This window comes from Gammaproteobacteria bacterium (ex Lamellibrachia satsuma) (assembly GCA_019623805.1).
GTDB lineage: Bacteria > Pseudomonadota > Gammaproteobacteria > Chromatiales > Chromatiaceae > QGON01.
Map to the genome: position 1 here is coordinate 3,863,513 of CP053680.1, position 19,709 is coordinate 3,883,221.

Annotated in this window: 17 protein-coding genes; 9 read left to right on the forward strand and 8 right to left on the reverse strand. The window is 53.2% G+C overall.

The window, feature by feature from the left end; genetic code table 11:
• Positions 1-70 precede the first annotated feature (70 nt).
• On the reverse strand, positions 71-997 hold the full coding sequence (locus HPY30_16615) for a hypothetical protein (protein ID QYZ67460.1): 927 nt from the start codon (positions 995-997) through the stop codon (positions 71-73).
• Positions 994-2,394, reverse strand: a complete 1,401-nt coding sequence (locus HPY30_16620) for an adenylate/guanylate cyclase domain-containing protein (GenBank protein ID QYZ67461.1) — start codon at positions 2,392-2,394, stop codon at positions 994-996. Before HPY30_16620 ends, HPY30_16615 begins: the two co-directional genes overlap by 4 nt.
• Positions 2,395-2,714: 320 nt before the next feature.
• Between HPY30_16620 and HPY30_16625 the strand changes: the two genes are divergently transcribed.
• Positions 2,715-4,529 carry a DEAD/DEAH box helicase gene (locus HPY30_16625; GenBank protein QYZ67462.1) on the forward strand — a complete coding sequence of 605 codons (1,815 nt, stop codon included), beginning with the start codon at positions 2,715-2,717 and terminating at the stop codon, positions 4,527-4,529.
• 31 nt (positions 4,530-4,560) lie between these two features.
• Here the strand turns inward: HPY30_16625 and HPY30_16630 are convergent, their stop codons facing one another.
• Positions 4,561-5,379 carry a kinase/pyrophosphorylase gene (locus tag HPY30_16630; GenBank protein ID QYZ67463.1) on the reverse strand — a complete coding sequence of 273 codons (819 nt, stop codon included), beginning with the start codon at positions 5,377-5,379 and terminating at the stop codon, positions 4,561-4,563.
• A gap of 95 nt (positions 5,380-5,474) precedes the next feature.
• Between HPY30_16630 and HPY30_16635 the strand changes: the two genes are divergently transcribed.
• Positions 5,475-5,897 (forward strand): HIT domain-containing protein, encoded by a 423-nt coding sequence (locus tag HPY30_16635; GenBank protein QYZ67464.1) that lies wholly within the window; start codon positions 5,475-5,477, stop codon positions 5,895-5,897.
• Between the two features lie 76 nt (positions 5,898-5,973).
• On the opposite strand, the gene HPY30_16640 is transcribed toward HPY30_16635, so the two are convergent.
• Positions 5,974-6,768, reverse strand: coding sequence for a hypothetical protein (locus HPY30_16640; GenBank protein ID QYZ67465.1), 795 nt, complete (start codon positions 6,766-6,768; stop codon positions 5,974-5,976).
• Positions 6,769-7,190: 422 nt separating this feature from the next.
• Here HPY30_16640 and HPY30_16645 point away from each other — a divergent pair, with 422 nt between their 5' ends.
• The gene (locus HPY30_16645) at positions 7,191-8,477 is read left to right on the forward strand and encodes an OmpA family protein (GenBank protein QYZ67466.1); all 1,287 of its coding nucleotides are present in this window, start codon (positions 7,191-7,193) and stop codon (positions 8,475-8,477) included.
• A gap of 179 nt (positions 8,478-8,656) precedes the next feature.
• Here HPY30_16645 and HPY30_16650 read toward each other — a convergent pair whose 3' ends face one another.
• Positions 8,657-11,392, reverse strand: a complete 2,736-nt coding sequence (locus HPY30_16650; GenBank protein ID QYZ67467.1) for an EAL domain-containing protein — start codon at positions 11,390-11,392, stop codon at positions 8,657-8,659.
• 448 nt (positions 11,393-11,840) lie between these two features.
• Here HPY30_16650 and HPY30_16655 point away from each other — a divergent pair, with 448 nt between their 5' ends.
• Positions 11,841-12,590 carry a DUF4197 domain-containing protein gene (locus HPY30_16655; GenBank protein QYZ67468.1) on the forward strand — a complete coding sequence of 250 codons (750 nt, stop codon included), beginning with the start codon at positions 11,841-11,843 and terminating at the stop codon, positions 12,588-12,590.
• A 172-nt stretch (positions 12,591-12,762) separates the two neighbouring features.
• Entirely contained in the window at positions 12,763-13,158 is a 396-nt protein-coding gene (locus tag HPY30_16660; GenBank protein ID QYZ67469.1) for a hypothetical protein, read from the forward strand.
• Positions 13,159-13,309: 151 nt separating this feature from the next.
• Here the strand turns inward: HPY30_16660 and HPY30_16665 are convergent, their stop codons facing one another.
• Together HPY30_16665 and HPY30_16670 are read right to left on the reverse strand one after the other, a co-directional pair.
• Complete coding sequence (locus tag HPY30_16665; GenBank protein QYZ67470.1) at positions 13,310-14,377, reverse strand: hypothetical protein; 1,068 nt, start codon at positions 14,375-14,377, stop codon at positions 13,310-13,312.
• 18 nt (positions 14,378-14,395) lie between these two features.
• Positions 14,396-15,463, reverse strand: a complete 1,068-nt coding sequence (locus HPY30_16670) for a DUF2235 domain-containing protein (protein QYZ67471.1) — start codon at positions 15,461-15,463, stop codon at positions 14,396-14,398.
• Between the two features lie 219 nt (positions 15,464-15,682).
• Here HPY30_16670 and HPY30_16675 point away from each other — a divergent pair, with 219 nt between their 5' ends.
• From HPY30_16675 to HPY30_16690, 4 genes are read left to right on the forward strand one after another with little or no spacing between them, the layout of a single operon-like run.
• Positions 15,683-16,120: a hemerythrin domain-containing protein gene (locus HPY30_16675; GenBank protein ID QYZ67472.1), complete on the forward strand. Its 438-nt coding sequence runs from the start codon at positions 15,683-15,685 to the stop codon at positions 16,118-16,120.
• Positions 16,121-16,129: 9 nt separating this feature from the next.
• Complete coding sequence (locus tag HPY30_16680) at positions 16,130-16,399, forward strand: DUF2249 domain-containing protein (protein QYZ67473.1); 270 nt, start codon at positions 16,130-16,132, stop codon at positions 16,397-16,399.
• Positions 16,393-17,703, forward strand: a complete 1,311-nt coding sequence (locus HPY30_16685) for a hypothetical protein (GenBank protein QYZ67474.1) — start codon at positions 16,393-16,395, stop codon at positions 17,701-17,703. Before HPY30_16680 ends, HPY30_16685 begins: the two co-directional genes overlap by 7 nt.
• Positions 17,704-17,747: 44 nt before the next feature.
• Entirely contained in the window at positions 17,748-18,455 is a 708-nt protein-coding gene (locus HPY30_16690; GenBank protein ID QYZ67475.1) for a Crp/Fnr family transcriptional regulator, read from the forward strand.
• Positions 18,456-18,580: 125 nt separating this feature from the next.
• Here HPY30_16690 and HPY30_16695 read toward each other — a convergent pair whose 3' ends face one another.
• Positions 18,581-19,516 (reverse strand): hypothetical protein, encoded by a 936-nt coding sequence (locus HPY30_16695; GenBank protein QYZ67476.1) that lies wholly within the window; start codon positions 19,514-19,516, stop codon positions 18,581-18,583.
• Positions 19,517-19,709: the final 193 nt, after the last annotated feature.

Below are 19,709 nucleotides of genomic sequence, written 5' to 3' on the forward strand. Positions count from 1 at the left end.
AGGGTCTATACGCGAGAACTGGGAAATCAGCAGCCGGGATGGAGCTTGCGGGATTCGGCGTACGGATGAGTTACTCCGGCTTTTTAAGTGACTTCAGGTTGTCGAGTACTTTCTGGGCGCGCTTGATCTTCTCTTTGGCCCGTGCATCACTTGGGTCCAGGTTCAGGGCCGCGTGCCAAGCCGCTTTGGCGCCTTCTATCTCGTCATCCCGGTAGAGTCGGTCACCAGCTTCCAGCAGGGTATCGACGTGACCTTTAAGTTTGGCTTCCAACTGCGAAAGCAATTTTTTAGCCTCACTATTTTTGGGGTCTTCTATTAATACCAGCCTGATCAGATAACGCGCTTCAAGCAGGATATTTTGCTTCAAAAAGCTTTTTGCCTGTGCAATACGCTGCTGATTGCGGGTGGTCCAAGCCATTTCGCGTGCCAGACGTGCTTCCTGTTTATGCGTCTCATTGGCAAGCTGCTCTTTCTCCTGCAGTTGTGTGAGCAGCCGTAGGTCGGTGACGTCATTGTGGATCGATTGAGCAAGGTTCAGACAGGTTATTGCCAGCTCCCGGTCTATTTTCGCATAACGCCAGCCACAGTCGGAGAGTTCTTTATGGCTGCGTTGCAGCCTGGTTTTTTTGTCCATTAGCCTGGAACGAAGATAGCCGTCGCCTGATTCCGAAAGGGAGAGCCTCTCCATCAGCGGGAGCTCCCGCTGCATTCCATGGACCTCTGCAATCAGTAAACGATCTTGTAACTCATGTCGTAGTGCGCTCTTTTGTTGTTGCAGCTTATCGAGCGTGACCTGAAGGGCTGTGTTGTCATTTTCTTGCAGGATGGCAGTTTCGAGAAGGGCCACGGCCTCGCCCAAACGGCCATCCTGTGCCAGTGTTTGGGCGCTGGCAAGTGAGTCGTCGATTGGTATTGGCTTGGGCTGCTCCTCTTTTTTCAGGGGATTGAGTGCGCAACCGTTGATGAGCACCAGTGCCAGCAGAAGCAGCTGTTTCATCCCCTTGTTCCATTGTCGAGGATAGTGCTGATGGCATTCATCAACCAGTGACCGAATTCGGAGGAGGGTGTGCCTGCGATGGAGGGTGTTACCGGGTTTTTTCGTCCGCGTACCTGGATGGGTGCTTGTTCAGTCAGTTCAATCATCTCATCAATGTGGGGCTGTATGGCAGTTGTTTCGCTCATGATAATACCATCCGCCGGCGCCAGGGAGCAGAGCCGTGAGGCGAGGTTGACGGTGTCACCCACAACGGTGAACTCCAGACGCTCCGGGATGCCGATATTGCCCGCCAGCATGACTCCGCTGTTGATGCCGATACGAAAGTGGATCGGAGAAGCCACACGCTGACGATTGAGCTGCTTGACCAGTGCCTGAATCAGCCAGGCGCAGCGGATGGCGTGTTGGCCATGCTTCGGATCTGAATCCGGTACGCCGAACAGGATCATGGCACTGTCGCCGATGAACTTATCGACAAATCCATGACTGAGATTGGCCGCCTCGGCGATATAACCCAGATAGAGGTTCAGCATGGTTGCGACCTCGTCAGGTGGCAGATTCTCCGAAAATTCTGTAAAACCGACAATGTCGCAAAAGAGCACCGAGCCATCCACCTGTTGGTTCGGCAGACGGGGCTGAGCCAGATTGGAGAGAATCTTGTTTGCCACCACCGGTGAGACGTAGCGGGAGAGGGCTGCTTCAACCTGATCTTTCTCCAGCAGTCCCAAGGACATACGATCGAAGTGGGCGTAGACCTGGCCAATCTCGTCCCTGCGCCCCGCATCGATACTTTCGGCAAAGTCGGCACCAATTTTTTTTTCTCCTGCCTGTGCAAGCAGGGTGATAGGGCGTGAAAGTCGACGGCTCAGTGCGTATGAGAGCAGGGCGGCGATCAGGATCAGGCCCAAGGTGGCATAGGCGATGATACGGATAGTGGCGAGCTGATGACGGTCGAGAAATTCCCGGTCGAGAGTGATGATCGCCTGACCCGCGGTGGTGTCGCGGAAGCGGATTGGCGTGGTGAAGGTAATCACAGGATGGGAGATTCCGTCTTCATCGCGCCAGAACCATACTCGGGAGTTCTGTTCATCTGCATCGTCCAGCTTTTCCGGCACGATTCCCGAGTCAGCGCGCAGGCCGCGCAAACCGATGATGGCAGCACCCACGATATCGCGACTTTGGGTCTGTCTGCTGACCAACCCCTGGAGGTTGAATAGGTCGTCAGCGAGCAGAGGTTCACTCGAGGAGTGAGAGAGTTGCTCTACCAGTGCCGTGCCGAAGATCTCCACTTCCTGCATGTGGATGCGGTTCTGCTGGGTGATCAGAAACCAGCCCAGGGTGCCCATTACCAGTGAAATCAGGGTGCCGATGGCGATTGACCATTTGATGGCAATAGGCACGGGAGCATTTCTGAAAAGTCGTCGTAACGTTTTCATGGTAAATATGGGGGCCTACAGTGGCGGCACCAGTCCAGAGAGGTGGTTGGCGGTTATTTGTTATGGGAGGAACATAACCTAATAAGCGTAGCCAGTATGGAGCTGAAATGTGAAAATTCAATAACATTTTTTTGTCTGTTCGATGATCGGTAGTGCTAAATCTTAAGGTTTTAGCGAGTGATGCTATCCAGCTATGGCCAAAATCTGTATAATTACGCGCCTTTCCCGTCCCTTCCATTGAGCCTCCTCGGTGGATTTTCTCCCTGTTCGAGGTGCTGTTCCCCATGTCTTCCGATCCAACTTCTATCGTTTTCGACGATCTCGAACTGGCCACGCCTGTTTTAAGGTCGATCCAGCGGCTGGGGTATGAAACTCCGACAGCAGTGCAGGCACAGTGTATTCCGCACCTGCTGGAGGGACGGGATTTGCTGGGCCAGGCCCAGACCGGTACCGGCAAAACCGCAGCCTTTGCTCTGCCGCTGCTGAGCCGTATCGATTTGAAACAACGTGAACCCCAGGTGCTGGTATTGGCGCCGACCCGTGAGCTGGCACTGCAGGTCTCCGAGGCGTTCCAGAGCTACGCCCGCCATCTGGAGGGATTCCACGTCCTGCCCCTCTATGGCGGACAGAGCATGTCGACCCAGCTGCGTCAGCTCAAGCGGGGGGTACATGTCATCGTCGGGACACCGGGGCGGGTGATGGATCATCTGCGTCGCCGCACACTCTCTCTGAAGGGCATCCAGGCGTTGGTACTGGATGAGGCCGATGAGATGCTGAAGATGGGCTTCGTTGATGATATCGAGTGGATCTTCGATCAGGCACCGGAGACACGTCAGGTGGCGCTTTTCTCCGCGACCATGCCGGATGCGATTCGTCGCGTGGCGCGAAAGCATCTGACCGATCCGATGGAGATCAAGGTCAAGGGCAAGACCGAGACCGTGACCGCTATCGATCAGCGCCACATCGTTGTGACCCGCCATCACAAGATGGATGCCCTGACCCGGGTGCTTGAGGTGGAGGAGTTTGATGCGATGCTTGTCTTTGTGCGCACCAAGACTTCCACGGCAGAGGTGGCGGACAAGCTTGAGGCCCACGGTTTTGCCGCTGAAGCCTTGAACGGCGACATGAATCAGACGATGCGGGAACGTACCATCAACCGCCTGAAAAAAGGTCAGCTCGATATCGTGGTGGCCACCGATGTCGCGGCCCGCGGCCTGGATGTGGAACGCATCAGCCACGTGGTCAATTTCGATATCCCCAATGATCCGGAATCCTATGTTCATCGCATCGGCCGCACCGGCCGGGCAGGGCGCGAAGGCACGGCTCTGATGTTTGTACAGCCCCGTGAACGCCATCTGTTGAAGGCCATCGAACGCAACACCCGCCAGCGTATTCCAGCGATGGAAATGCCCACCGCGGATGATCTCAGCGAACACCGCATCGACCGGTTCATGCTGATGCTGCGGGAGACCCTCGCGGAACAGGATCTCGACTACTATTATCGTCTGCTTAGCCGCTTCGAACAGGATCAGGAGATGAGCGCGATGGATATTGCTGCCGCGCTGACCTACCTGAGCCAGCGCGAGCGCCCCTTCATCGTTGAGGAGTTACAGACTCAACAGCGCGGCCGGTCTGAGCGCCCTGGGCGCAAGTCGAATCAGGAGCGGGGTGAAGCCCCCCGTGGTGATCGAGGGCCCGGGGAAGGCAAAAAACGTAAAGAGCGACCCTCGCGGCGAGATGACGATATTCCACGCGAAACCTACCGCATTGCAGTTGGTCACAAAGATGGTGTTTCGCCCCGGGAGATCGTTGGCGCTATTGCCAATGAGGCGGGTCTCGACGGCGCACATATCGGTCATATCGATATCAGTGAGGATTCCAGCACGGTGGAACTGCCGGAAGGCATGCCGAAGGATATCTTCCAACATCTACGCCGGGTCTATGTCTGCGGGCAGAAACTGGACATTGAATTGGACGAAGGGAGTCGCGGTGGCAAAGGCAAGAAATCTCACCGTGAAAAGGCCAATACAGGCGAGAAAAAGGCTGCCGGTAAACACAAGTCGAAGCAGAAGAAGCATCAATCACGCAAGAAGGATTGATCTTCGCAGGCCTGATCAAGCTGGCAACAGGTTAACCCATCCGGCTCTCAAGGCCTGTCTGCTGCAAAACCCTTGCGGATATCTCCTCCACCGACATGGATGTGGTGTCGAGAAAGGGGATCTTGTAGCGGTGGAACATGGTTTCCGCCTCCTCGACTTCCAACCTGCATTGGGCCAGCGATGCATAACGCCCACCGGGGCGGCGTTCCTGGCGGATACGCTGTAACTGCTGTATATCGATGGTCAAACCAAACAGTTTGTCAGTGTGAGACTGGAGTGTTTTGGGGATGCGGCCGTTTTCCAGGTCGTCGTCGGTAAGGGGATAGTTGGCTGCCAGGATACCGTGCTGCAGGCCGAGAAACAGGCAGGTGGGCGTCTTGCCGCTGCGCGATACCCCCAGCAGAATGAGGTCGGCGGAAGCGTAGTTACGTACCACTGCCCCGTCGTCATTAGCGAGCGCAAAGTTTACTGCGTGGATGCGGGCATTATAGACATGGTGATTACCCATGCCGTGGGCGCGTCCCCTTACCGGTGTGGATGCGGTGCCCAACTCCTTCTCGAGCTGATGGGTGTAATCGTCGAAAAAATCGAAGATTACAGCCCCAACGCCATGCAGACACGCGCGCAATTTTGGATCGACCAATGTACTGAACACCAGCGGATGCGTGTGCGACTCCATGGTCACCTGGTTGATCCGCTCGGAGGCGCGGCGTGCTTTATCGACACTGTCGATAAAAGGCATATGGATGGTCTCGTATTCAAGTCCCTTGAACTGGCTCAACAGCGAACGACCAATAGCCTCGGCCGTAAGGCCGGTATGGTCTGAGATAAAGAAGATGGTACGCTTCATCGGAGTATTATAGCGCTATTGGTTCCCCTGCGTGGCGCGATTCCAACAGATTAGGTCGCCTGACCTTTGAACGCTTTTTCATGCATTGAGGTTTTATGTTCCTGCTTCATCCACAACTCAAAGCTGACACATTCTTTGTTGCGAAGCTGCAGTTATGCGAACTTCGCTTGATGGACGACAGTCGTTTTCCCTGGTTGATCCTGGTGCCGCAGCGGGCAGATATCACTGCGGTACATAGGCTTGAGGAGAGTGATCAACTGGCTCTCATCAGAGAGAGTAGTGCCGTTTCAAATCTGCTCAGTGCGATGACCACACCGGACAGGATCAACATTGGTGCTCTGGGGAACGTGGTTTCGCAGTTGCACTGGCATGTGGTGGCCCGTTCCCAAAGCGATGCCTGCTGGCCGGGGCCGGTGTGGGGTTGTGGGGAACGTATCCCTTATGCGGCGAGGGAAGGGGAAGGTTTGATAAACCGGCTTCAAAATGATCTTGATAGTATGGGGTATCAACCTCTGTAGGCCGGTTCAAGCTTAGTGGAACCGGCATTTCGCCTGATCCGCTACGCTTGATCATGCCTTCAGGGTTACACGGTGCTTAATGATTCCTGCGACCGGGAGGGAAGGGGGCAAATCCGCCGTCCCATTCATCAGGCCAGAAACGATTACGCGAGTGACCGCGAGAGCGCTGGCAATCGATCACACCTTTTCTGCACAGTGTTCTGCGCCACTCATATTTCAGAAAGTGCTTTTCACTTGCTTTGGAACGCGGTTTGAAACGTACGGTTCTGACCGGAGAGTACTCTGATTCGCCAAAACCGGTGCCAGGCGCACTTTCTTGCATGTCTGTCCCCTGTCCTCGACGCGAGAGACGTTTCTCTTGTCGGCGGGGGTAATTGTCGTGTGCAATTTTAGGTTTTTTTTCATTAAACACGGCAACTGCAATGACGCCCATCGCTGTGCGGTCACCCCAGGCATCAGCGTATGAATCGTCAACTTGGGTGAAGTAGAATCGGTTGACCTGTTTTTTGCTGGTGCGCCAACCCTCATACTCTGCCTGCTGATAGGGACCAAGAACATACATACGTTCGCGGGATTTCAGATGGGATTTTTTTCCGGAGATGATGTTCCTGCCGTCAACCGCAATAACGAGCCCGATACGTCTATCGCTGTTGTTGGAAACGCGGATACTGTAATTTTTTCCCTTTCTGGCTTCCAGGTAGGCGCGGTGTGCGTGTCCGTCGTTTTCAATTTCGTATTTGGCAAATTCCCGGCCATAATCTGAGACGATCTCAATATCGACATCATCATCCTGCCACACCGGTCTCGCTTCAACGGCAAATGCAAACAGCAAACCCGCTGCAGCAAGCAGTACTCCATTCAGTTTTTTCATCACTATCTCCCGTTAATTTGTCAGTAGGTTGAGATTACTCAACCTCTGACTACAGACTACGGTGAGGTGGCTGAATGAAAGCTGAATGCAAAGCCAGACAGACTTCAAATCTCAAGTTTCGGAGTTCAAGCCATCCTGAAAAGATGAAGGGTGGCGTTTAAACCATCTGGTAGGGTGCGCTGTGCGCGCCATGATTGCTTATTTCTGGTGCGCACAGCGCACCCTGCGTTCGTTACATTACTCCATGTCAACCACAACCGCGAACCCTGAAACCTGAGTTTAAAAGTAAAAAAACGTTACACAAATATCAGGCTTCTCTATTGCAGGCGAAATAAAGTAGAATATTCGCACTTTATGAATTACTAAGAGTCTTTGGCCTGCCACCCATAGTATGTGGTCTGCCCCTTACAGGAGTGACACCCATGTTTTACAAGCGATCGCTGGTATACGCTATGTTCAGCCTGATGGTAACCACCGCACCGACTGCTGTCCTGGCCGAAGCTGCAGGTAGTAACCCTGAATGCCGTTCTGCCCACCGTCTTGATCGACTGGAAGCACCTGTCTGGGTTCAGGAGCGTCGTGCCGAGAGGAAGGCGATGCGTCAAAGCCTATTCAGCGGTCCGATGGGGCGGGGTCACATGGCTCGTATGGCCCGCCCGGCAATGCCTGCCTTTGGCACGCCGCAGGTGCCCGACTGGGTAACCGAACGTCGTGCCCAGATGCCGACGATGTCCCAGATGCCCGCTTTTGAAGCGCCGCAACTACCCGACTGGGTAGCCGAGCGTCGTGCCCAGATGCCGACGATGCCCCAGATGCCTGCTTTTGAAGCGCCGCAACTACCCGACTGGGTAACCGAGCGTCGTGCCCAGATGCCGACGATGCCCCAGATGCCCGCTTTTGAAGCGCCGCAACTACCCGACTGGGTAGCCGAACGTCGTGCACAGATGCCGTCATTTGAGCGCCCGGAAGCCCCTGATTGGGTCAAAGAACATCGTGCGCATAATTGGCAGACATCGCCACAAGTTGCCCCCTCACGGCCTTATAGCGGAGCACCTGTATATGGTATGCCGGGTTGGGGTGGTTACAATCGCCAGGGTCCCTGGGGTTGGCATGCACCGGTTGCCCCCGTTGTAGTTGCACCGGTCGAAAAGACCCCTGCTGGAGTAGAAGTCGAAGTGGCCATGCCAGAGCCAGCCGAAGTCGAAATAGCAGAGCCAGAGCCAGTCGAGGTTGCAGTCGCAGTCTCAGCTCCGACTCCTGAAGAAGCACCTGTAGTTACCGATAGCGATGCTGATGGCGTACTGGATAGCGCCGATATGTGTCTTGATTCCGCAGCAGGCGCAACTGTTGACGCCCTGGGCTGCGAGCAGAATGTTGCCATTGTCCTGCGTGGGGTGAATTTCAAGATCAACTCTGATGAGTTGACTGATGATTCTGTCGAAATTCTTGATCGTGTTGCTGCCACCCTGGTTGCCAATCCGGATATCGCGGTGGAGGTATCCGGTCATACCGATAGCGATGGTGATGCTGTTTACAACAAAGATCTCTCCCAGCGTCGTGCAGAAACCGTGATGGCCTATCTGGTGATCAATGGTGTCACAGCTGATAACCTGTCTGCCATGGGTTATGGCGAAGAAAATCCGATGGCCGGGAATGATATGGCTGAGGGTAAAGCCCAGAATCGCCGGGTTGAACTGAGCCGTAAGTAATCCTGAAAAAGGTTCGCGGCCCAAGTGCCGCGAATCATCTGCCGGGATTGGGGTCGTAACGAGCCGCGTTTACGGCCCCTTTTTCACCCAATTCCCCTGAAACTGGCCCTCCTGCAGGCATGCCGTCTAGCTTTTTGTCTCCCTTGGCAAGTCACTTTCCATCTAGTAAGCGATGAGGTCTAACTATTTTTCTGCTCATCCAGGTACTGCCTGAGTTTGTCTATCGGCACTGGTTTACTGAACATATACCCCTGACATATATCGCAAGTATTCTGTTGGAGAAACTCAAATTGCTCTGCTGTTTCAACACCTTCGGCAACCACTTGCAAATTCAGTTTATGGGACATCGCGATAATGGCCGCTGTGATCTCCATATCGTTGCGATCATCCGGTATATCCTGAACAAATGAGCGATCCACTTTCAAACGGTCCACAGGAAAACGTTTCAGATAACTCAGTGACGAGTAGCCGGTCCCGAAATCATCCACCGAAAGCGTCACACCCAGAGCCTTGAGATGCCGTAGCGTTCCAATTACCTGATCGGTATTTTCCATCAGGATACTTTCGGTGATTTCCAGGTCCAACCATCGGCTCTCCACTCGTTTTTCGTCCAGTATTTCGCTAATGGTTTTCGGGAGATGTGCATCACGGAACTGGCTAGCTGCAAGGTTCACAGATACAACAATATCGCCATATCCGTCGAGATGCAGGTCAGCTGTATCCTGGCAGGCCTGACGCAGTACCCAATCACCTATTGAGTTGATATGGCCTGTCTCCTCTGCAACTGTGAGAAACTCATATGGTGCCAGTAGGCCACGTTCCGGATGCTGCCAGCGTATCAGAGCCTCCATTCCCACCATCTTCCGATCGTGGATACGGATCAGCGGTTGGTAGAAAAGAAAAAACTCCCTGTTCTCCAGTGCATTGGTCAACTCCCTTTCAATCCGGACCCGTTGCTGCACCTCGTCGTTCATTGCAGAGGTATAGAATCGATAGTTTTTTCGTCCCTTTTCCTTGGCTTTATACATGGCGAGGTCAGCATATTTCATCAGCGCATTGGCTTGAGTTCCATCCTCAGGGCCCAGCGTAATACCGATACTGGTGGTTATTGTGACCTCTTTACCCTCCAGGTGAACCGGTGATCGCAGCGACTGCAAAATCTTTTCCGCTACTTTTCTGGCAGCGGAAGGGCTCTGTATATCAGTCAGAAGAATGGTGAACTCATCCCCCCCAAGACGTGCTACCGTATCGTTTCCCCTCACGCTCTTTGTCAACGTCCGGGCTACGCTTTTCAGCAGTAAATCTCCTGCCTCATGTCCCAAGGTATCGTTCACATGTTTGAAATGATCCAGATCGAGAAACAGAAGAGCCACTGAACTACCTTTTCTTGATGCATCCTTAATGGCCCACTCTAGCCGGTCCTTGAACAGACGGCGGTTTGGCAGCTCAGTCAGGGTGTCGTAGAAGGCCAGGCGTTCCATTTGTTCATGGGCTGATTTCAGCTCAGTCACATCTTCACTGACTGCCACGTAGTTAGTGATCTTTCCGCGATCCCCGGTAATCGGTGAAATGGAGAGATGGCTCCAGTAGAGCTCTCCGGATTTCTTACGGTTGTGCCGATCGCCAACCCAGTGCCGTCCTGCCAAAATGGTGCTCCAGAGATCTTCGTATATGTCAGCCTGGGTCTCCCCCGAGCGTAATATGCTGGGTGTTTTTCCTCTAATCTCATCCAAAGAGTAACCAGTTACTTCACTGAAGCGGGAGTTGGCATACTCGATCTCTCCTTGATCAGTGGTGATCACAACTGCGCTGGCACCCTGTTCAACCGCACTCGAAAGCTTGCGCAGAGAGATCTCCATTCTTTTTCTTTCAGTAATTTCCTGATGCAGATCGTGGTATACCGTTGCCAGTCTCTGATCAATACGGCCGAGGTATCGGAAAAACAACAAAAACAGAATGCCGCCAGCCAACAGAAAGAGGGCAAGAAAACGCCCGAACAGCCCCCAGATTGCAATCTGCTCCTCTGTGTTATCAACGATTATCCCAATATGGCCAACATAACGACCGGCCTCGTCAAGCAGGGGGAACTTGCCTAATGAGTAGGAACGCGCCTTGTCCCTGTAGTTGATTGCCGGTTCTTCATCTTCGATAACATGGCCGTCAAAAAAATGTTTCTGTTTATTGGGAAAACTCAATGGGTCGCCAATAGTGACAATGTGGTTTTCCAGGAATTCCCAACCATAGTCACTCCCGGATTGATTCGCTTCTTGCTCCCACAATGCCCTATTGATCTCCGTTTTTTCAATGAAAGCGAAAAGATCCACATTCTGTACAGTTGCAACCTCATGGATAGCATCAGATATATCAATCTCCATTTCGATAAAACCGGGAGCACTGTTTTCAAAATGCCAGGGTTTTGCAATTACCAGGAGGAGTTGACCGCGTTGGGAGATCTCCAGGCCATAACTGAGCTCTCCGGTATTGGCAGCACGATGCACAACTCGACCACGCTCAGAATCTCCATATCTTGTGGGCTCGTCAACGCGTAAAAAATAGTTGAAATCGTCTGTGACATAATTCAACTCTGAGACTTGGAAAAACGCCTGCATTTGCTGAAAGACAGGCCCACTGCATGCCAGCAATGCCTGTCTGTCCTGTCTCCTCCAGGCCTTTTGAAAACAGCTGCTGTTGCTGATGAAAAAGAGATGGCTGGAAAGCAGCGCCGTCTCATCATCCAGTTTCCTCAGGAAAGAGGTTTCGATGGAATTCCTGAGAGAGAGGAATTTCTCTCTCGCATGCTCCTGCTCAATCCATAGAATTAAAGCGAGAAATGCACTCGTTAGAATAATGAATGTCACGGCCAGCGGTAGCAACACTGGTCGTTTGATTCTTGTCAGATCACTGTTTTTTTTCATTTTTTTCAGTGATGTCCCAAATAGCGGTTATTCCAGGTCACCTCTCTTATCTACTGTTCAGACGAATAGCCAATCTGATGCCAATCCCTTCAATTCACTCTAAATAGTTTAGCGACCATGCCAGAAATTTCTTTAGGTTACATGAAGAGAACTTGACAAAAGTCAAAACACTGCCAGGCAAAGTTCATCCAGCCTGTCCAGTTCTGTTTCACTGAAACCGGCCTCTCTTGCGTCGTCTTGTATCCCATGACGCCCAGGGGTGGACGATTGCCGCGGGAGGCATGACGCAAAAAGTGACCCGTTCAAGCGAGAAGGGATTGCGTATCATTTAGCAGAATCGGACCGATCCTGCTCAGTTTGGGTAGACGGGTTTCTGGATAAGCTGAAATAATAAGCCTCTGAAGAAACTGACATAGAATCCAACACTGTATGGAAAAGGACAGGGATAATGAAAAAGCTCAAATTTACCCGATTGCTTGCGGCAGCAGCTGTTTTGACAGTACTTGCATCGAGTGCTCAAGGTGATTGGAAAAGTATCTTTAAGCAGTTCGTCGAGAGCGACGATGTTGAAACTGCAACGCAATCGGTGCTGAGCAACAGTGACATAGTGTCCGGATTGAAAGAGGCGCTTGCCAATGGCGTCGAGACCGCGATCAATCGATTGGGTAAGACGGATGGGTTTTTAGCTGACGAACTGGTGCGCATTGCCATGCCTGATTCTCTAAAGACGATTGAGTCGATTGCCCGAAAGACAGGGCAGGGGCATTATGTCGATGAATTTGTCACAACTCTGAATCGGGCAGCAGAGCAGGCTGTGCCCGAGGCGTCGGCAATCTTGGGTGACTCCATTCGAGACATGAGTGTTGGTGATGCCAAATCCATTTTGAATGGATCAGACGATGCCGCAACGCAATATTTTCGCAAGAGCAGTGAAGCGCAATTGGAGGAGAAATTTCGTCCAATTGTAGAACGGGCCACGAATAGCGCTGGGGTCACCTCGGCCTATAAATCCCTGCTGGGCCAGGCGGGCGGAATGCTCGGTGGTTTTTTCAACACCGACTCGATGGATCTTGACCGGTATGTTACTGACCGGACCATGGATGGCCTGTTCAAATATATAGCCATTCAGGAGAAGCAGATCCGGGAAAATCCCACGGCCAGAACCACTGATCTGCTGAAAAAAGTGTTTTCCAAATAATGCATGCGTTCAAGTCATCTCAACTGTAGGGAGCGGTCTCAACCTACCGGACTGGGATCCGAGGTGGGCGACTTTACCTGCAGGCGCTCTGTCTCATCGCCACGAGGCGCGGATCCTACAGGAAATGTGGGTGTCCGCTTCGGAATAAAATCCATGCTATGTTGATGAACCTATGAAAAACCTCACCCGCTATCGTAAGCGCCCGGATCAAGCCGTCACAGCCGTCCAACTGGATCTGGTAACCACCGGCTTTGTCTACCAAAAGTGGGGTGCAGAACAGCGCTGCAAACAGGGTGATTGGCTGGTGAATAACGATGGTGATTTCTATACTGTCGATGCCGATGTTTTCACCCGCACCTACTGCCAGGTTTCACCCGGGCGTTTCGTAAAAACCACACCGGTGTGGGCGCGGCAGGTGGATAGCGGCGGCAGCATCAAAACCATCGAGGGTGAATCCCACTACAAAGCCGGTGACTACCTCGTTTATAACAATGAGGACGGCACCGACGGGTATTGCATGTCGACTGACAGCTTCCTCACGATGTATGAGATGGATTCTTCCGCCTGAGTTTCCTTCTTGTGGAGAATGGACTTCACATGCCGACAAAATCTCCATATCTTTTGCGCTAAGTGCGTAATTTTCTGCCGCGATTAATCCATCTACGGTGCGATCGTAGAGGAGACATCGCCCCTTCTATTTAATCTCCAGCAACCTCGTCTCAACCGTCATCCGCCTGTCGGGTGACGGTGATCTCAATCTCTCCCTTGTTCTGTCCCAACGACCAGGAATAGGGTAGTGCCCAGTATTTTCCTGGCAAGAACCCAAATGCTGCGTCGTTGATATAGAGAAACAGTTCTCCGTCGGTTTTGGCTGTGTATTTCGGGAGGTCGCTGCCGATGGTGAAGGTCTCGTTGCCCTGATCGTTGATACGTCCCATGAGTTTTATCCAGGGCTCTCCGATGTGACGGCGAAAAGGGGTCCAGGGTATAAGCTTGGCCGGGGATGTGCCCTCGGGTCCTGACGGTATATCCCCATCCAGCAGGCCTTCAGATATGGCTTCAAAACGGTAACTTTGACCTGCCTTCAATGTAATGCCGGTTGCCGAACAGGGATTGCTGATATCGAGTGTGACGGAATGGCTCTCTTTCAGATTATTTGTTGCTACTGACTGATCGCAGAGTCCGCCAAAGCTTGCCCTCACATGCAGGATGGAATGGCTGAATACTGCCAGGATGAGATAGAGAATTACCAGCAGGGCCAAGTGGGCCAGCACCGATTTGCTTCTGTTTCGAACAGTGGAATGGGCCTTTTCCCGGAATTGCCGGACGCTGCTGTGTCTCTTCTCCTGGGTAGCCGGGTTAACTGTGGATTTCACTATCTCGGCTTTGCCTTTCAATACTGCCCAAGCTGCCCCGGCATGTGCCTGAGTCGAGTGCCAGGCTATTACCTTAAGCCAGGTAAAGAGCGCGAAAGCGGCAAGGATACTCCATAACCATATGGGGTTCTGCCGCCAGGCGTGAAACCATCCGTCCAGTGAATCCGGTAGGGCATCCTTGGCGAAAACCAGGATGGGGTCAATGGCACAGGCGCTGCCCACGCAGCTTCCGTCGGGTGTCCAGTCCAGATAGAAACGGGAGCCCAGGAACAGCGCTGTTGTGACCAACAGCAAACCATAGAGCCAACGCCGCCAGAAAATTACGTCCAGGGCGGGGTTCATGGCCTCGGCCCTGGCCAGAGCCTCCTGCGGCTTTTCGTACTCAGGTGCCTGGTTCCTCGTTGAGACCACTTCGTAGTCCGCAGGTAATCATGTGGGCACATAGGGCACTACGTCCCGCTTGATTCTTTCCAGTACGCTGCGATGAATCTTCGGTCTTTTGATCTCCACGCCATTTTCCTGATCATTACACAGATGATCGATATGACGGGGTTTGTAACGATAGTAGGCGCCCGCTCCTGCACGTGAATCGTGCTGCACGCCATGCCAGTCAGCATGTTGAGAGATCTCCTGGCGTTTCGCCTGGATGAACTGCAGATTGTGCGCTGGATCTTCGAAGCTCTCGACCTTGGAAATCATCCAGTCCAAGGGTACCAGGGAGAGATTGTCCATGGGATATCCGCCGCCCACGTCCGCATGTACGCCCGAGAACCATACCTGATCGATCCGACTGGGGTCATTTTTCTTGGTTTCATCCCACAGCAGTGGATGGAAGGTCAGTCGTTCATCGTCTACTGAGACGGCGTGGCAGGCGCGAATAACCTTTTTGGACAGGCAGCGATCCGGAAACCGGATGGGAAAGATATACTTGTCCCAGAGTACGGATAATTCATCGATAGGCAGGCCGTAGGCATCCACTGTGTCCCAGACACCAATGAACTGGATGTCAGGTTGCTCATTGGAAATGGAGTCTTTGCCCAGCCCTAAAATTCTACGGTAGAGCCTGCTTAGCAAGGTTTGATGAAACTGAGAACGGAAGGCGCTGTAGTTTTGTCGGGTGATCCTGTCGAGTTCCGTTTCGTCTGCAGCATCTGTTTTTAGACCGCAGTATGCGATCATGCCTGCCAGCACGCGGGCCGTGAAGGCGCCCCGGCTGAAACCGAACAGGTAGATCCTGTCTCCCTTGTCATAGCTGCGGCACAGCGTCTTATAGAGCTCACGCACATTGCGTTTGAGACCATAACCGAAAGCGCCTCCAAGGATTTTGAACAGGAGGAATTCCTGGGAGCCGACGCCGTCATCATAGAAAGCGACCTGATCATTCTTTTGCAGATCGAGTGTGTCATACAAACGCAAGACGTTAGTGCGGTTTCTGCTTGCAGCACTATTTCCGGTTCCGTCGGAAAATAGGATGATTTTCTTATTATTGCTGTCCATTTTGCCCCCTTGGTGAAATTACCTTGACGATGTGCGTCAGCGTGGATCGGGATGCTTTTCCGGACACGCGGGGCATCAGTGACTCCATGGTCAATATAGAACAACTCCCCAGAAATTAAAATCCTCTGACATATGTCACCTTTGTGTTGACGTTTATCAAAGATTGTTTCTGTGCTTTTGGTTGATACTCTCCATTATTTTATGTAGTCAGAGGCATCAATGAGCACCATTTCTGCAGCGATGACACACGATCACCGGCGTTGTGATGAGATCTTTGCCGCAGCGGAAAACGAGGCGGCGAATGGGGACTGGGAGGTCGCTGCAACTCAATTCGGGGCATTTCACGCTGCAATGGAGCACCATTTTAAAATGGAGGAAGAGGTGCTGTTTCCTGCCTTTGAGGAGGCTACCGGCATGGCTATGGGGCCGACAGAAGTGATGCGTGGCGAACATGCGCAGATGCGTGATCTGTTTCAAGAGATGGCTGAGAGTGTAAAAACCAGGGATCAGGATCGCTACCTGGGGTTGTCGGATACGCTGTTGGTTGTTATGCAACAGCACAATGCCAAAGAGGAGCAGATGCTCTACCAGATGTCGGACCAGGTACTCGGCGGTCAAGCTTCCGAGTTGCTGGATCGGATGGGAGCCATCGACTGAAGCAGCACAATGGTGATTAATCTGGATGTCAGCATGCTGGAGCCCTGTGAACCGCTGGAGCGGACGCTGGAGGCAGTACAGGCGCTCGCATTGGGTGACTGCCTGCATGTCATCCATTCCCGTGAGCCGCGCATGCTTTTCCCCATGCTTGAGGGGCGTTTTGTCTGGAAGGTTGGCACTGCCCGCCTGGGACGATTTGAAATCTATATCTGGCGTGCCGATGACGCAGATATGGCCGCAACGGTCCAGGCGCTGATGGAGAATGCGGAGGTATGCTGACTCAGGCCAGTCTTTCCCTTGAGCAGGCGCCACCGTTCTCCGTTCCAATCCGTTTTTTTCTGACTGCCCCGTTGTTTCTGTTCCTTGCCGGTGTAGTGCTGATGTTCTATGGGGCCGATGCGCTTACGTTCCGCTGGTCACCTGTTACCCTGGCACTTACACACCTCTTTACTCTGGGCTTTCTGGGATTGGTGATGGTTGGGGCGATGATGCAGATGCTCCCCGTACTGGCGGGGTCACCGGTGCCTGGTGTTTTTTGGGTCAGTACTCTGGCTCATCTGCTACTGACCATCGGCGTCTCCTCTCTTATTATCGGGTTTATTCAGAATGGCCAGTTTTGGATGCCCGTTGCCATGGTTGCGCTCACGGGAGGTTTTGTCATTTTCGGTGGCGGGGTGGCGATAGCGCTTCTAAAGGTTAAGTTGCCGAGTCCCACGGTTACAGCAATGCGCTTTGCTATTTCAGGGTTGGCGGTTACGGTTTTTCTTGGTCTGTTGCTCACTGCGAGTCTGGTCTGGCCCTTGCCTCTCTGGCAGCCGTTGGTACTGACAAACGTTCATCTGAGCTGGGGCCTGCTGACCTGGGTTGGGTTGCTGGTGGTTGGTGTCTCCTACCAGGTGGTGCCAATGTTTCAACTCACACCTGAGTATCCTGAGCAGATGACGCGCTATCTCTCCCGTGCGCTGTTTATACTGGTATTGCTTTGGTCGATGCTCTACCTGTCGGGTGTTAAGGGGTGGACGCCGGTTTGGCTCGCATGGGGGATCATGGGTGCCATCGGGCTGGTTTTTATCGGCTTTGCCTGGTCGACGCTACAGTTGCAGCGGAAACGGCGCCGCAAGCTGCCGGATGTGACGCTCGACTTCTGGCGTTTGGGTATGCTGATGCTGTTGGCAGCTTTCCCGGTCTGGATGATGAGGGGTTTGGATCATCGATTTGTCTTGCTGCTGGGGGTGATCATGCTGACCGGTTTTGGCCTTTCTGTGGTCAATGGGATGCTCTATAAAATCGTTCCCTTTCTGAGCTGGTTTCACCTGCAACATCGAAAAATGGTTCAGCAGGGAGGTGCGGGGCCGCGTATTCCCACCATGAAGGACTTTCTTCCTGACACATTGGCGCGGCGTCAATACCGCTTGCATCTGCTGATGTTGGTGACTTTGGGCGCCGCTGTATTTTTTCCGGAAGCGCTTTCCCGCCTCGCGGGGTCTCTCTTGTCGCTATCTGCGCTGTTGCTCTGCTACAATTTAGTGCATGCAGTCCGACGATTTCGTGCCGTGAGTATTGAGCTGGATAGGCTTGGCTGACAAACTTATCGATGGTGCGGGTTGCCTCTTAAATGGAGCGCAGTGTGTCGACAGAGCTGAAACAGTCGTATCTTTTTGCCCGCTTGGATGAAGAGCAGATCCAGCGCGTTGAGGCGATGAGTCGCCGTATAAAGCTATCGGATGGGCTGCATCTGTTCCAGGCCGGAGAAAAAGCGACGCGCTTCTATCTGGTCACGCAGGGCCAGATCAAGCTCTATCGCCTGGCTCTGAATGGCAATGAGAAGGTAATTGAGATTATCTCTCCCGGCCACACTTTTGCTGAAGCATTGATGTTTCAGGAGAGTCCCAATTTTCCGGTAAATGCATCAGCCATTGGTGAAACTGAATTATATTCCTTCGATAACACAGCTTTTCTCGGTATGTTGCGTGAGTCGGTAGATACCTGCTTCCGTTTGATGGGGGATATGAGCCAGAGGCTCAAACGGCTGATCAAGGAGATCGACGATCTCACGTTGCAGAGTGCAACCGGGCGTGTGGCAGGTTTCCTCTGGGGACGCTGGAATGCAGGGAAAAAGGAAGGAAACACCATCGAACTGAATGTCCCCAAAGGGGTGCTGGCCTCAAGACTCTCGGTGAAGCCGGAAACCTTCTCCCGAATCCTGCACAATTTTTCCGAGCAAAAACTGATCCAGGTTCATGGCAGCAGTATCGAAGTGATTGATGAGGAAGGACTCTACCGGCATGCTGAGTCAGCCGGGATTTGTGGAGGCAGCCTCTCGCCGGACTTGTGATCCAGCCGCCCTGTGACCCGTTTTTCCCTTGTAGCAGAATTTTACGGCCTGAACGGTGGAGTGGTGGCATCAAAAATTGGTCGCCGCATAATGCTTTCGGATGGACAGCATCCCAATGCTGCCGCTTAACCTGAGCCATCCTGGCGGAAGAGGATCTCCAGACGCAGGAACAGGGCCGTGTTGATGTCACGACCGCCACCGTTGTCATCCAGGGGCCAAAAGACTTCCGGGATCACTTCGTAGAAGAGCCAGGGACGGTAGAAGTTGCGCCGATATCGTGCACGGATCCGATAGGTGTTGACCTGAAAATCGGGTTGGGTCTGTCCGAACATCCCGGCGTCGAAAGCGATGGCCCGTTGGGAAGAGTCCCGGTAGAAATAGGTGAATTCACTGCTCCACTCCACGCCGTTGCTGATCTCGGAGAGTAGCCCGTAGTTGCTCCAGCGCAGCATATCCCCACCGGTCAGGGCGTGCTCTATATCACCGCGCAGATCGACGCCAAAGCCGTCCCGGGAGTCCCAATAGCCGGTGCCGGCCAACCGGGTCAACCAATCTTCATCGTAACGCCAAGCCTCTCGGTAACGCGTCCGGAGTTTGGTGGCCAGGGGGTTGAGCCGGAACCCGGCGGAAAAGGACAACTTTTTCATCGCCTGATCCAGCACGTCGAAACGCAGGCTGGCACCGCTGGTACTGGTAGTCCCGGTAGTCGCTGCGGTGGGCGGTGGCACCTCTGAATCGGTCAGGCGATCTTCTTCGGTTCCCCCCTCGATCACCAGCCGGGCCTGGCGTTGCAACCGTGGCAGTTTCACCTGCAGGCGGAACTTCGGGTCGTAGGTCATTTCATTGCGCGATTCGAACCGCAGGTCTTGAATCAGACGCAGATGCACCACCGCATCGGTCTCCTCCGCATCCCGCTCATCCCCAAAGAAACGGTCGAACCAGTTGGCTCCTGCGTCCAGGGTCTCGCCGACCCCATGCACCGAGTAGTCTAACCAGTTTTCGTCCGCTTCAGTCTCTGCGCCGGCGGGGCCAACAGCGAGCGCCAAACCCAGGGGAATCATGATTCCCATTACTCCAGCCGACGGTCTATATCCTGCCTTCATTCACTGCGCCTTATCTATCCTGCCCTACAATGACCCTTGGCCCATCGTCTGTCAAAGCGATGACAGCTCGTTCCCACTCGCAAGCTGTTGCAGCAACACCCACTCTTCGTGATCCAGTCATAGTTGTACCCATCACAGCTGAATTATAGAG